The organism is Cellvibrio sp. ARAG 10.3 (assembly GCF_051846955.1).
Taxonomy (GTDB): domain Bacteria; phylum Pseudomonadota; class Gammaproteobacteria; order Pseudomonadales; family Cellvibrionaceae; genus Cellvibrio.
The window spans coordinates 48,934-63,022 of the sequence record NZ_JBPYCU010000001.1 but is presented as its reverse complement, the minus strand read 5'-3'; the positions used below and the strand labels follow the sequence as shown (position 1 = coordinate 63,022).

The following is a 14,089-nucleotide window of genomic DNA, read 5'->3' as shown; positions in this document are numbered from 1 at the left end:
ATGAAAAAAATGTGGGCATTTGCCATCGCCGTAGCCTGGATACTCAGCGGTTGTAGCGATAAATCCGATAGCGAAGCCAGCGCGGTTGATGCCGCGCCGAAGATGGATGGAAAGGTCGTCATCTACAACTGGACTGAATACATTCCGGAAGATGTCTTACAGGCTTTCACCAAAGAAACCGGCATTCAGGTGGAATACGCGACTTACGAAAGTAATGAGGCAATGTATTCCAAACTGAAATTGCTGGACGGCAAGGGTTATGACCTTGCGGTTCCCTCCACCTTCTATGTGGAGAAGATGCGCAAAGAAGGTTTGATTCAACCGATCAAAAAAGAATTGCTCAGCAACTACGCCAACCTCGACCCCTCACTGCTGAACAAACCCTATGATCCCGATAACAGTTACAGCGTGCCTTATTTGTGGGGCAGTACCTCTATTGCGGTGAATGGCGATGAGGTAGACGCGAGCCAGATCACCAAGTGGGCCGACCTGTGGAAGCCGGAATACGCGGGCAAGCTGATGGTGATGGACGATGTGCGCGATAATTTTTACGTGGGGCTGCGCGTAGCGGGTTTTGAAAACAACAGCACCAATGAAGACGAAATTCGTGCAGCTTACGAAAAATTAAAAGCGCTGTGGCCGAGCATCAAGATGATCAACTCCGACTCGCCCAAATCACCGCTGATTAAAGGTGAAGTGAGCATCGGTGCGATCTGGAATGGTGAAGCCTATATGGCCCAGGAAGAATTACCGAACCTGACTTACATTTATCCGGAAGAGGGTGCGGTATTGTGGGTCGACAGTTTTGTGATTCCCAAGGGCGCAGCTAACGTAGAGAATGCGCACAAATTTATCGATTTTATGCTGCGTGCAGAGAGCGGTAAAGCGGCAATTGAGGAGCTGGGTTACGCGGCTCCGAACATTCCCGCCATTGCATTGCTGGATGAAAAACTGCGCAATAACAAGATTGTTTTTCCGGACAAGGCTGACATAGATCGCGGCAGCTTCCATCAGGACCTGGGCGATACCGTACTGGTGTATGAAAAATACTGGCAGATGTTAAAAGCCGGTCAATAAGCTCTCCAAAAAAACGCCAGAAGCAATCGCTTCTGGCGTTTTTATTTGTTCAATCCCCTCTCACATATTTCTGCCCGAATCGGGTCATCGCGGCGGCCACCAGGCCGATGAAAATCCACCAGGGATTTACCAGTACCGCGAGAACCAGTCCATCCAGGATGGCCATGCCAGCGATCATCAAAGGGATCAAGGGAATGCTATAATTCTGTTGGCGCCGGTGTTCATACCGCGCGACCACTGTTACCAGCAGCGTATAAATAAACTGTAGCCCACCGGCGATCCAGATCACCGTGACCCATTCCTGTGTCAGTGCATAGGCTGTGACTGCAAAGACCAATAGCCGGGCGGATGCCATTACGATCACGCTTAAGGGGGTTGCCTTGTGGATTGCGTCGTAAGCGACGATAACGGCGAGCAACAAAAAGCCCATATAAAAACCGCTGATTTGCGGCGCAAACAACAATAGAACCTGCGCAGCGCTGAACAGTACAAGAGAAATAATTAATGCGGTCGTAGCGCTGATTTTTCCGGACGGAATCGGGCGAAAGGTTTGGTGCTGGGCATCCCAATGGCGATCCATATAGTCATTGAAGCTCATGCCGCCCATATAAAACAGTGACAGCGACAGCATCAATAACACAAGGGTTCCCGGCTCAAGCGGCAGGTTGTTTGCCTGGCCTACCAATAGCGCAGCGGTGAGCACATTCATCCAGACGGTTGGCAAATTACTCACGCGGCACAAAGTAAGAAACGTTTTAACCATGATGAACTCTATTCTTCAAAAAGGTGTTGCAGGATTAATTCACACACATCCGTTGCCGCCATTTTTGCGGGCATGTTTGTGCCGTAATTACTGATCAACACCGGTTGCGCGTGGGGCGAGGATGAGGACACACCGTGTTGCCCCTTGACCAGATAAGGATCAGTCGCAATCACATCCATCACGTAACGGAATCCGGCTATTTTTTTTGCAATGCGCGCGCCGACCGACAATTTTGGAAAGCGCAGGCGTGGGTCCAGGAATAATTCGCAGGGATCGTAGCCCGGCTTTTTATGAATCTCCACGCATCGGGCAAAGTCCGGCGCACGGGTTTCTTCCTGCCAATAATAATAGGTAAACCAGGCACTCTCTTCCGCCAGCAACACCAGTTCACCCGAACGCGGATGATCAAGGCCCAGCTCACGTTTGCCTTCATCATCGAGCACACGCGCAATACCCGGTTGCTTTTCAAATAGCGCTTTAATCTCTGGAATTTTCTCTGTCTGTTGTACATACACGTGGCAAATCTGATGATCGCTTACGGCAAAAGCAGCGCAACTGGCATAGTCGAGATACTCACGTCCCAGATCGACTTTTAACGAGAGCATGCCCGCGTCGCGCAAGATGCGGTTGGGATGAATCGGGTGGGAGACGGGCACAATGCCATATTCAGATAACAACAGAATGCGATGTCCGCGTTGCTGGAAAAAATCCAGTAATTTTCCTACCACGCGATCGATATCACGCAAGTCCTGAGCGATATCGCCTTCAGGCCCCACACGTTGCAAACAATAATCCAGGTGCGGCAGATACACCAACTGCAAACTGGGTTGGTAATGTTCTTCTACATAAATGGCCGCATCCGCAATCCATTCAGTGGATTTAATATGTGTCGCCGGCCCCCAGAATTGAAACAACGGAAATTTACCCAGTTTGGTTTCCAGCGCTTCGCGAACATCCAGGGGATAGCTGTAGCAGTCGGGCAGCTTGCGACCATCAGCCAGATATAACGGTCGCGGCGTCAGCGTGATGTCGGCATCGGCGGCCATGGCATACCACCAAAAGGTATTGGCGCAGGTGAACGATGGGTTGCGCGCTTTGGCCATGTGCCAGACCTTGGGCGCTTCCACGAGCTTGTTACTCTGCCGCCATAACCAGACTTCGTTCAATTCGCGAAAATACCAGCCATTACCAACAATGCCGTGCTCCCGTGGCAGTTTACCGGTCAGGTAAGTGGATTGTGCGGTGCAGGTGACGGCGGGAATGACCGGTTCGATGTTTGCACTGTTATGCGCTTTTAAAAAACGCTGCAGGTTGGGGGTGTGTTCGCCGATCAATGCGCGCGTCAAACCCACAACGTCGATCACCACAGTGTTATGCATAATTTATTTTCCTAACCGGGTTTGCACCCACTGTAATTCACGGCAGATGGATTCTTCCAGAGTACCGCTACGCAGATGTTCAGGCAGGGCTTTGAAGCTGTAGGTTTCTACTTCAAGGGGAATATCCGGTGATAACAGGGGCAGTAATTGTTCGAGAAAAAACCGTGTGGTTCCGCATACACCCAGGTGATCTATAAAGATAGGCACATGGAAATGCACGCGGCATTCTTCCGGTTGCGGCGCGCGGTCGAGAAACGCCGACAAGGCGGGTAAATCCGTAAAGCGATGCAGCGGTTGATTGGCACCTTGGCGAACCACCGCCTGATGTAAATAAACCGGTTCATCAAAATCTATCAGCGCAGAAATTTCATCGCCCCGCGCGCGCAAGGCGCTGGAGACTTGCACCTTCGCGATGGCGATATCCGCTTGCGCCAATTTTTGCAGGCATTGTGCCGGGTCTTCAAACTCAACGGCCTGGTGACACGCATCAAAACAAATGCCAACGAAGGGCGTGAGGCTTTCCGGTAAAGCCAACTGCGCAAAAAAATCTACCGTTTCATCAATCGTCTCCAGCACGCAACAGGGTTCGGGTTCGAACGCCAGGCGAATGGTGATGCCTGTCATTTGATGAATGTGCTGCAGGTGTTGCAATACCTCGACAATATGTTGATAAACGATGGGCCAATCCGCCTCGGAAAATACGGGCTTATAAGCTACCGGCACGGTGGATATGGATAAGGGTGCGGTGCGCGTGCTCAAGGCGACAGCGAGGTCAGCGAGGCGTTTGGTGTAATCAACGCGCGCGCGGCTGCGCCAATCCGGCTCGTAGACTTTTGCTTTCACCGGTTGATTGTGAAAGGTTCCGAACGGAAAGCCGTTGATGGTTAGCAAATAACAATCATGCACGTCACACCAGCGCCGAAACGCAGCGATATCCTCAGCAGTCATCTCGCTTGCGGCCTGGTGGGCAATACGCAAACCTAATGGAAAACTATCATTAGCCGAAACGGCGGCCTTTACGGCCAGCGCATGGCCATTCAAATTTGCCATTACATCGGACCAGGACTCACCAGGGTGGATATTTGTGCAGTAGGTTAATTCAGGTTTCATCGGCTGGCTCTCATAGTAAGGCGCAACGATTAATCGGTGCGGGTGATATCACCCCGCTGGCTCGCGTTTATTTACCGGTGCTTATTTATAGCTGCGCAACCGCTGCACGCATTGCGCCATGACCGCCTCATCAATTTCACTCACTTCTTTCGCAGAGCCTGCGCCGGTTAGCATCGTGATGCACAAGGCTCCGCCAAGATGCTCGCGAAATCCCGCTAACGCCTGGGAAATGTTGAGCTGCTCCAGCGCCGGGTGATATAAGCTGAAGCCTATGCCTCGCAGGGTGCTGATGATGCGCGTCAGCGTCGCTTCATCGATAAAGCCCATCTGATGGGAGTAGTGAGAATCCAGGGCAATACCGATGGCCACCGCTTCGCCATGACGCAACTCGTCTTGCGGAAATTGAATATGGGAAATTTCTTCCAGACGGTGAGCGGACCAGTGGCCGAAATCCAGTGGCCGCGCGGAGCCGCGTTCAAAAGGATCACCGCCGGTACCAATATGGCGTACATGTAATTCGGCGCATCGAATAATCATGTGCTCCACGGCCGCGTCTTCAAAACGCGCGAGTTGCGCACAGTGATTTTCCAGCCAGGCAAAAAATTCGCCGTCACGAATAAGCGAGACCTTCACCGCCTCCGCAATGCCCGCGCGCTGATCCCGCGGTGCCAGGCTGTGAAGAAAATCAAAGTCATTCAACACGGCATAAGGCGGCGCAAAAGTGCCGACGTAATTTTTGCGGTTGCGGTAATTGATGGCATTTTTTACACCCACACCCGCATCGTTTTGACCGAGCACGGTGGTCGGCATACGGATCAGGCGTATACCGCGATGCGCAATGGCAGCGGCATAACCCATGGCGTCAATAACCGAGCCGCCGCCAATCACCAGCACAAAACTGTGACGACAAATCTTGCGCTCCTGTGTCAGGCGCAGGAATTCGTCAACTTCGGTCGGATCGTTTTTACAGATCTCGCCGCCGCGCACAATAAAGGGTTCTTCAAACGCAATGGTATCGCCATGAATATCACCATAGAGGGCGATAGCGTCGATCAGCTCGGGATGATCTGCAAGCACCTGGCTGTCGATAACCGGTTGAACTTTATGGGTGGTATTGCCGGCGGCTGCAATTAAATCATGTAACGCCATATTCTCCGGCGCAAAGGTATCGCGCGTAAAACACACGGAAAATTCATAGGTGACTGAGAACTGTTGGTTGATGAGATGCATAAGTGCTCCCGCTGTCTATATGCTTTAAATAGCCGGAAACGTCACAGCATTAATTTTTTACCGGATCGAGTACCAGCGGTGCCTGGCCACGCAATACCGAGTTATCGCTGAAGAGTGCGCGCTGATCAATGGCCGGCGCTGCCAACAATTGCTCGATATCAATCTGGCCCGATTGTGCATAGGCATCGAGTGCATTTTGCCAAGTAGTAAGGCGAACAGCTTCCGGATCAATCCCGCGCTCAAGCATAAGTTTCGCCGTTTTCGGAACGGATAACGGATCGCTCACGCCCCAGTCCGCTGAACTATCCACAATGATGCGCTCGGGCCCATACTCGCGCACGATTTCTACCATGCGCTCGGAGCCCATCTTGGTGTTGGGATAAATCGTAAAGGCTGCCCAGGCACCGCGATCCAGCACGGCGCGCACGGTCTCTTCGTTGTTATGATCAATGACGACTTTGTGCATGGGAACCCCCATCTCCGCTGCCACATCCAGCGAACGCAACACGCCATTCTTTTTGTCGCGGTGGGGCGTATGCACCATCACCACCATGTCGTGGTCGCAGGCGAATTTGAGTTGCCACTGGTAAGCAAAATCTTCAGCGGGAGTGATTTCGTCGTAGCCGATTTCGCCAATGGCGACGACACTTTCTTTCAAGGCAAACTGCGGCAGGATGTCCAATACCTCGCGCGCCAGTCCTTCATCGTTTGCTTCTTTGGAGTTCAACCCCATCGCACAATAATGTGCGATACCAAATTGGCTTGCGCGAAATTTTTCCCAACCGACAAGGCTGGAGAAGTAATCAATAAAGCTGCCGACGTTAGTGCGTGGTTGACCCATCCAGAAGGCGGGTTCAATCACGGCGCGGATACCTGCAGCGGCCATGGCCTGGTAATCGTCGGTGGTGCGGCTGGACATATGGATATGCGGATCAAAAAACATCATGGTGTTATCCTCGAAGCAAATATGCGATGCAATAAGTGGCTCCGGCAAAAAAATTTGCCGGGTTTTTTGTCGTTATCCTTGACTGCGGGCGTTGGCCTGACAGCTTGTTTTCAACAAGCTGCGTTGCCCAGTATTAGTTTTATATCCGTGGGAATGCTGCGTCCTGCACTGGTACGTTCGGCAACATAGTCGTTTGCCATATTCGCCAGTGTGGTAGATAGCCGGTGCTCAAGATGATGAATGTGCACCAGAGGAATCTCGATAAATAGCGCTTTCATCACCAGTTGTCGCCAGGCGATATCGTCGAAATAAGACACGGGAAAAGGATTATCGCAACCGGCCGCCCACACAATTGAGCGCATGTTGGAACGGCAGGCTTCCTTCATATGCCAAAGAAAGCGTTCGGGTGCAGGCAACAAGGGAATTGCTTTATAAAAAGCGCAGGCTTCACCTTCATCAGCGAATTGAAACGCTTGAATCAGTATTTCCGCAAAGGCGTTTTCGGCAAGATTTTGTTGCGCGATGATTAATCTCACACGCAATAACTCCAGCAGGTTCCACTGTGCGAGATCCCAGCCCGGCATGGTGTTGCGGATCTGCAATTGCTCATCATCGGACAGATTCAGCGGATGCCGGCGGGCATGGCGACTTGCCATCGCAATTAATCGATTAAACGCTGGATAATCCAACGGCACTTCTTGCGCGATACCCTTGCGACAATAAGCGATGGCCTGCGGACTCAAACGCGGATGAAGGATATCGTCCAATAGGGATTGGATAGCTTGCAAATGAATGATGTACATCAACAACCGCCGGGATAAATGTCACAAGGGGTAGGTTTACCGCGCAGATTTACCGTTTCAGAAGATGCCGCGCCGATCCATTATTATTGATTGTCAGCAGCAGGTCAGCGCCATGGTGAACCAGCTGTAAATAATCTGCCTACAACGACTCACTTCGCAGCACTGCCTGCTCGTGAAGCTCGTCGGAAAATCCGTGCTACCAAGTAGCATCAGCATAAGACCCGCGTTAATGTAAAGGTTCCGGCTGGGGATGCACAATGCGGATGCCCGCAATAAGTACGCTGGATGGCCCGTTTTTACACAATTTAACCCTTCTATGCTCACAGACGCGGCTATTCGCTCCAAGGTCGGTCTTTGTCGGGCCTTTTCCGACGGGCTGGCCAAGGCGTCCTGGAGTGGTATAAAGTCCGCCTGACGGCTTGTTTACAAAAAGAAATAGAATCCGGGGTACTAGTATGATGTCGACAACGAACCGGTATTACGGCAAGTTCAATTGTTAATCCAAAGCCAGGTTCAGAGCATACAAGCCATCGTGGGCTCTCTCGTCCCACTTTGTATAAAAAGGCATGGATAGGCAGAGAAATTTTTCCCACTTCCTGCATTTAAAGAGATTTTTTACCCGCTATCGCGCAGGTCACCATCGCTTCGCGACGGGTATCACAGTTTGATTGGTTGCAAAAAATAACATTCTTTTTTTCACTCTGAATGAGAAACGATCTATTCACTCTAACGTCATTAACGCAGGGCCGCCTATGAACAGAATCATCACCCTTTTATGCTTTACCCTGATCATCACAGGTTGTGCAACCCGCCAACCCCTATTGTGGCAAGGTGATTTTGAAACGGGCGATTTGTCACAATGGAATTATCTGCTGAATCCACAGGGGCTATTGGTTCAGGAGGATTGCGTCTACGAAGGCCGCTATGCCGGGCGCGCGGTAATCACCGGCGAACCGGACATGTTGTGGCATGGCAACGAAAACCTGAATCGCACGGAGTTCAGCCACAAACCCTCTACTGAGCGCATCGGCGAAGGGCAGGAAACCTTCTTTGGCTGGAGCTTTTATCTGCCGCAACCTTTATCAGAACACAAACACGAAATCGGCTATTGGGAATCCGATAAAAGTTATCAACAAACGCTGCGCTTCAATATCATCGGCCAGGATTTCAGCTTCCAGGAAAGCGCAGCGGATTCTCCTTTCTGGATAAAACCAGGCTTTGCATCCGCCGGCGTATGGCACGACGTGGTACTGCATATCGGCTGGTCAACCAATGCCCAAAAAGGCTTCGCCCAGGTCTGGCTGGATGGCGAGGATATGGGAAAACATTTTTTCAAAACGCTATACGCCGCCGATGAAGGTATGTTTACCCAGATCGGTTTTTTGCGCGCGCGCGATGAGCGGGTAGAGACTATTTATATTGATAATGTGCGGGAAGGTAGGGGGCTGAGTCAGATGCAACAGAATCCTGATGATAAAGAATCCCTTGTTTGTAGATAAATATTGCTTTAGTTGATGGCTTTTCAGAGAATTAAAAAATATTCATTGATAGACCTTATGGCTGGGAGGAACTATGACAAGAGCCTTGAACTGGGAGAGTGTCAATCGTAATGCTAAGGCTCATAAGGCAGCCATCAATCCAGTAATTCTACCACGTAAAAACTCTACAATAGACCTCGCAAAAAAGTTGGAAGCAGCGGTAAGACTCATTAAATCAGACGAGTGGGCAACCAAAACACCGGGGTTTAAAGCCCAGACATTATCCCAACTTGCTAATTCTTATAAAAAATTGTCTAAGATAAAGCCGAGCTTCAAGCTTAGCCCAATAGGAAAATCGGCTAAAAAAATATTAAAAACGAGTCTGTTATAAGGCGCAGATTCAAGTAATAACTGCAATTTAATTATAGATATCGTATTTTATATTTCTAACGTTGGAGAATTTGATGCGTAAAGTGATTGTTCTTTTGATTATTTTCCTCTCTGGTTGTGGAACTACCCCCATGACCTACCAAGCAGAGCCTATGAGCATTAATGAAGCATATGAAATAATTGATCAAATGATCATGTCTCAGCACAGGGATTGGGCACCAGACTATTTTGTAATTACCGATAAGTACTTAGGATGGGATTATGGGAGTATTTCTTACGGCACTACAAATGCCATTGTGTACAATAATTTTGCTTTAGGTAATTCCAGTACAACCATTAGAAATGCTGGTGAGAGAGTATATTTTTCCAAAGTTGGCGGGGTCAAATTGTATAGCTGGAAAAGAAAATTCAAACAGTGGTATACCGTCGCTTTGATTGATAAAAACGAAGATCTCATAAAACACATTCTTCGCACAAGAGACTTATCCGATGCTCAGCAGCTGTTTGATGCAATGACTGTATTGCTGAATGATAGATCGGATAACGAGCAATCAAGTCCATAAGGTGAAACGAATATTACTGAAGGCTAAGGTATCCCAAAGTCTACAAATACCTCCATATGTACGTTCTGAATCTACGCTTGAGTGGTACGTTGATATGAATTATCGGAGTTGCTTATATGGAAAATAAGCAACTTGCAATGACCGACAGCCTAAATATGTTTTTGTTTGTTGGGTTTATTAAAAGCGAGCTAACTTAATCAGCTGGCACAGCGGTGGTGACGGAGTCAGGTGCGGGACCGTCACCGGCAGGGATGCCGGTGTCGAGCCTACAGGGACGTATTCACTGCGTGTCCCGCACCTGACTCCGTCATCACCGCCCACATAGAATTCTCAAAACTCAATCAAACTCCGAAGAATCTTTTTTCCGCTGCGCCCGCGGATGCGCCTTGTCATACACCTTCGCCAGATGCTGAAAATCCAGATGTGTATAAATCTGCGTGGTAGAAATATTCGCGTGGCCCAGCAGCTCCTGCACCAAACGCAAATCCCCACTAGATTCCAATACATGACTGGCAAAAGAATGACGCAACATATGCGGGTGCACAGGGTTATCCATCCCCTGCTGCACACTTAACTGCTGCATGCGCAATTGCACCGCACGATGGCCAATCCGGGTGCCGCGCTGTGTAATGAACAGGGCGGCCTGACCCGCAGGCGCATGCAGTGCGCGCTGCGTTAGCCAACCCTGCAAGGCGGTTATCGCATGACGCCCCACTGGCAAGATGCGTTGCTTGGAACCCTTACCCACGACATTGACCATGCCTTCTTTCAAATCGACATCGGTCACATTCAAACCGGTGACTTCGGCCAGACGCAGGCCGGATGAATAAACCAATTCCAACAGCGCGCGATCGCGGCAGGCGATAAAACTATCGCCCGTTACTTCAACAAATTGTGCGGTCTGATCTGCGTCCAGTGTTTTGGGTAATTTTTTAGGTGATTTGGGAGCCTGAATGCCATCGGCGGGATTATTCTTCATCCAGCCGCGCTTGATCGCAAAGCGAAAAAAACTGCGCAGTGACGACAGCCAGCGTTGCAGGCTTTTGCCGCTGAGGCCACTGCGGTGCAAGGCGGCGACACCCTGGCGAATGTGTTGTGGTTGAATGGCGGCGAGGTCGTGAAGTGAATACTTGGCGCAGAAGCGACAAAATTTTTCCAGGTCGCGTTGATAGTTTTCCTGCGTCAGGGGCGAAAATTGTTTTTCGCTGCGCATGTAGGTGAAAAACGCAGCGAGTTCGTCAGCAAAAGGCGTTGCAGCTTCATTCATGCGCGTATCCTGTTGCCAGTGCGCGATTAACTAGCGCGGTAAATATTTCGGCAATAACCGATTTAATACTTCTGCAATATAGCCCAAAAATAATGTGCCCATACTGGAGCGGTAATAATTCGGATCGCGGTTGGCGATGGCGAGCATGCCGAAGGTAGTGCCGTGAATTAACGGCACGGTTGCTACTGAGCCAATATCTTGCGCGTGTTTACCGAACAAAAAGCTCAATTCTTTTTGCCCGAGTGTGCCGCACATGGCGCGGTTGCTTTTGAGCAGAGGCGCAATATGTTCGCGTGCTTGCGCAATAGAAACGACCTGGGCCTGGCTGCTGGGGAGTTTGTCGATGTTGCCGTAGAGTTGCAGGCTGGTGAAGTGAATGTTGAAGTCTTTGTCGAAGCTGTAATGCAGCGCGTCGACGATATCACCTAGATCCTGACCTTCTAATAAGCTGAGGATCAGGCGCTTGGTTTTATCAAACAGCTTGTCATTTTCCCGCGCGTTGTCAAGCAATTTGCTCAAGCGGTTGCGCATGTCGATATTGCGTTCGCGCAGAATTGAAACCTGCCGCTCAACCAGTGACACCGCCGGGCCGCTTTCGTGGGGCAAAAATAAATCACCCAGTAACTCCTGGTGGTCAACAAAAAACGCCGGGTGTTGTTGCAGGTAATGCGCAACCTGTTCGGGGTCCAGTGGATCGGCCAGGGTAGGGGATTTTTTATCGGTCATCAGATCTTTACCTGTCCATGAAAAACGGTGGTGGCCGGGCCGGTCATCATCACCGGTTCACCGGGACCTGCCCAACTGATGCGCAGGCTGCCACCGGGAAGATTCACTTTGACGTTATTGCCGATCAGCTGGCGCAGGTTACCAGCCACCACGGCTGCGCAGGCGCCGGTGCCGCAGGCGAGGGTTTCACCGACGCCGCGCTCGAATACCCGCAGATTAATTTCATCACTGGAGACAACTTGCATAAAACCAGCGTTCACCCGCTGTGGAAAACGGTTGTGACGTTCAACCAGTGGCCCAAGCTGCGCAACCGGTGCAGTCGCCACATCGTCGACCAGGGTGACGGCGTGGGGATTGCCCATGGAGACGGCGGAAATCTCCAGCACCGTGCCATCAACGGCCAACGAATAGGTGACGGATTGTGCTTCGGCGTCGAAGGGAATCTCTGCCGGCACCAGGCGTGGCACACCCATATTGACGCAGACCTCGCCGTTCTCGGTGATCTGCAAGGTCATGATGCCGCCAGCGGTTTCCACGGTAATCAGATTCTTTCCGGTCAACTTGCGGTCACGCACAAACACGGCAAAACAGCGGGCGCCGTTGCCACAGTTTTCCACTTCGCCGCCGTCGCTGTTGAAGATGCGGTAACGAAAATCCACGTCGGGACTTTCGGGGGCTTCGACCACCAATAGCTGGTCAAAGCCAATACCGAAATGCCGGTCGGCTAACTGGCGAATCTTTTCAGGGCTCAAACGCACCTTTTGGCTGACCCCGTCAATTACCATGAAGTCGTTGCCCAAACCGTGCATTTTGCTAAACCGCAGACGCATTGCGTATTCCTTCCGTTAATCCGGTAACAGGCTTTCGCCGCGTAACATATCGTCGATGGTTTCGCGTTCGCGCACCACAAACATCTGGTCGCCATCGACAATCACCTCGGCGGCGCGGCCGCGGGTGTTGTAGTTGGAGCTCATGCTAAAACCATAAGCGCCGGTGGACATGACCGCTAACAGATCACCGGGTTCGATGGCGAGTTCGCGGTCTTTGCCGAGAAAGTCGCCGGTTTCGCAAATCGGGCCGACCAGATCCCAGGTTTTTGTACCCTCCGCGCGCGGCTTGACCGGACGAATATCTTGCCACGCCTGGTAGAGCGAGGGACGGATATTGTCATTCATGGCCGCGTCGATGATCGCAAAATTCTTGTGGTCGGTGGGCTTTAAATACATGACTTTGGTTAACAGGACGCCCGCATTGGCCGAAATCGAGCGGCCCGGTTCAAACATCAGGCTCAGCTTGCGGTCGCCCAAACGCTCCTTGATGGCGGCCATATAGTCAGCCACCGGCGGCGGCGTCTCGTTGCGATAGGTCACGCCCAGGCCGCCCCCCAGGTCCAGATGGGAAATCGTAATACCTGCACTTTCCAGCTCATCAACCAGCAACAGCAAACGGTCCAGCGCATCGAGAAAGGGCGTGAGTTGCGTGAGCTGGGAGCCAATATGGCAATCCAGCCCCTTGATCTTCAGGCTCGGCAAGTCGGCGGCGCGGCGATAAACCGCCGGCGCGCGCTGGATGTCGATACCGAACTTGTTTTCTTTCAGACCGGTGGAGATATAAGGGTGGGTGTTGGCATCCACGTCCGGGTTCACCCGCAAGGAAACATTGGCCACCACGCCTTTGTCGGCGGCGACCTGGGCGAGGATCTCCAGCTCGGCTTCGGATTCCACGTTGAAGCAGAAGATGCCGACATCCAGCGCCCGGGCCATCTCTTCCGGGGTTTTGCCCACGCCGGAAAACACAATGCGCGCCGGGTCGCCGCCCGCGCGCAATACGCGCTCAAGCTCCCCACCGGAGACGATATCGAACCCGGCGCCGAGCTTGGCCAACAGGTTCAGGATCGCAAGATTGGAGTTGGCTTTGATGGCGTAACACACCATGCCCGGATGATCACCCAGGGCCTGGGCGTAGGACAGGTAATGCTGGGTAAACGCGGCACGGCTGTAGACGTAAGTCGGGGTGCCGAAGCGTTCGGCAACGGTGCTCAGGGACACATCTTCGACATGGAGTTCGCCGTTGCGTGGTTGAAAATGCTGCATAGATAAACTCGATCAGGCAAAAAAAGCGGCTAGTCTTGTGATTCGGCAGGGGTTTCCGGTTGCGGTTGTTCCTGTTCCGGCAGGTACAGTGGGCCGGTCTGGCCACAGCCGCTTAACCACAGGCAAGCGAATAACAACAACGCAGATAACGATTTCATGGTGAATTCCCGGAGCCGAATCTCGCCCGTTGGTCCGGGCAAACAGAGGTCAAAACAGCGGGCAGTATAACCGTGCACCGACAGTGCCACAACAAACCGGCTCGCC

General features: G+C 51.6%; 15 protein-coding genes. 4 read left to right on the top strand and 11 right to left on the bottom strand.

Translation table 11 applies throughout. The annotated features are described in order from the left end of the window. Positions 1-1,077 (top strand): extracellular solute-binding protein, encoded by a 1,077-nt coding sequence (locus ACSV5M_RS00315; RefSeq protein ID WP_439173350.1) that lies wholly within the window; start codon positions 1-3, stop codon positions 1,075-1,077. Positions 1,078-1,126: 49 nt separating this feature from the next. On the opposite strand, the gene ACSV5M_RS00310 is transcribed toward ACSV5M_RS00315, so the two are convergent. From ACSV5M_RS00310 to ACSV5M_RS00285, 6 genes are all read right to left on the bottom strand, one after another. Further along, entirely contained in the window at positions 1,127-1,840 is a 714-nt protein-coding gene (locus ACSV5M_RS00310; protein ID WP_439173349.1) for a UbiA family prenyltransferase, read from the bottom strand. Between the two features lie 8 nt (positions 1,841-1,848). Further along, positions 1,849-3,219: an alkaline phosphatase family protein gene (locus ACSV5M_RS00305; RefSeq protein WP_439173347.1), complete on the bottom strand. Its 1,371-nt coding sequence runs from the start codon at positions 3,217-3,219 to the stop codon at positions 1,849-1,851. Between the two features lie 3 nt (positions 3,220-3,222). Then, on the bottom strand, positions 3,223-4,329 hold the full coding sequence (eboE, locus tag ACSV5M_RS00300) for a metabolite traffic protein EboE (RefSeq protein WP_439173346.1): 1,107 nt from the start codon (positions 4,327-4,329) through the stop codon (positions 3,223-3,225). Between the two features lie 81 nt (positions 4,330-4,410). After that, the gene (locus ACSV5M_RS00295; RefSeq protein ID WP_439173344.1) at positions 4,411-5,559 is read right to left on the bottom strand and encodes a 3-dehydroquinate synthase; all 1,149 of its coding nucleotides are present in this window, start codon (positions 5,557-5,559) and stop codon (positions 4,411-4,413) included. 49 nt (positions 5,560-5,608) lie between these two features. Beyond that, a complete protein-coding gene (locus tag ACSV5M_RS00290; RefSeq protein ID WP_439173343.1) occupies positions 5,609-6,505 on the bottom strand; it encodes a TatD family hydrolase in 897 nt (298 codons plus the stop codon). 110 nt (positions 6,506-6,615) lie between these two features. Next, positions 6,616-7,308, bottom strand: coding sequence for an EboA domain-containing protein (locus ACSV5M_RS00285; protein ID WP_439173342.1), 693 nt, complete (start codon positions 7,306-7,308; stop codon positions 6,616-6,618). 752 nt (positions 7,309-8,060) lie between these two features. On the opposite strand from ACSV5M_RS00285, the gene ACSV5M_RS00280 reads away from it, so the two are divergent. From ACSV5M_RS00280 to ACSV5M_RS00270, 3 genes are all read left to right on the top strand, one after another. Then, complete coding sequence (locus ACSV5M_RS00280) at positions 8,061-8,807, top strand: polysaccharide lyase (RefSeq protein ID WP_439173341.1); 747 nt, start codon at positions 8,061-8,063, stop codon at positions 8,805-8,807. A gap of 73 nt (positions 8,808-8,880) precedes the next feature. Continuing rightward, positions 8,881-9,177: a hypothetical protein gene (locus tag ACSV5M_RS00275; RefSeq protein ID WP_439173339.1), complete on the top strand. Its 297-nt coding sequence runs from the start codon at positions 8,881-8,883 to the stop codon at positions 9,175-9,177. Between the two features lie 73 nt (positions 9,178-9,250). After that, complete coding sequence (locus ACSV5M_RS00270) at positions 9,251-9,739, top strand: hypothetical protein (protein WP_439173338.1); 489 nt, start codon at positions 9,251-9,253, stop codon at positions 9,737-9,739. 337 nt (positions 9,740-10,076) lie between these two features. On the opposite strand, the gene xerC is transcribed toward ACSV5M_RS00270, so the two are convergent. From xerC to lptM, 5 genes are read right to left on the bottom strand one after another with little or no spacing between them, the layout of a single operon-like run. Continuing rightward, entirely contained in the window at positions 10,077-11,006 is a 930-nt protein-coding gene (xerC, locus tag ACSV5M_RS00265; RefSeq protein WP_439173336.1) for a tyrosine recombinase XerC, read from the bottom strand. A gap of 30 nt (positions 11,007-11,036) precedes the next feature. Next, entirely contained in the window at positions 11,037-11,732 is a 696-nt protein-coding gene (locus ACSV5M_RS00260) for a DUF484 family protein (RefSeq protein WP_439173335.1), read from the bottom strand. Continuing rightward, a complete protein-coding gene (dapF, locus tag ACSV5M_RS00255; RefSeq protein ID WP_439173334.1) occupies positions 11,732-12,562 on the bottom strand; it encodes a diaminopimelate epimerase in 831 nt (276 codons plus the stop codon). Before dapF ends, ACSV5M_RS00260 begins: the two co-directional genes overlap by 1 nt. Positions 12,563-12,577: 15 nt before the next feature. Further along, a complete protein-coding gene (gene lysA / locus ACSV5M_RS00250; protein ID WP_439173333.1) occupies positions 12,578-13,825 on the bottom strand; it encodes a diaminopimelate decarboxylase in 1,248 nt (415 codons plus the stop codon). Positions 13,826-13,854: 29 nt separating this feature from the next. Beyond that, on the bottom strand, positions 13,855-13,983 hold the full coding sequence (lptM, locus tag ACSV5M_RS00245; RefSeq protein ID WP_439173331.1) for an LPS translocon maturation chaperone LptM: 129 nt from the start codon (positions 13,981-13,983) through the stop codon (positions 13,855-13,857). Positions 13,984-14,089 lie beyond the last annotated feature (106 nt).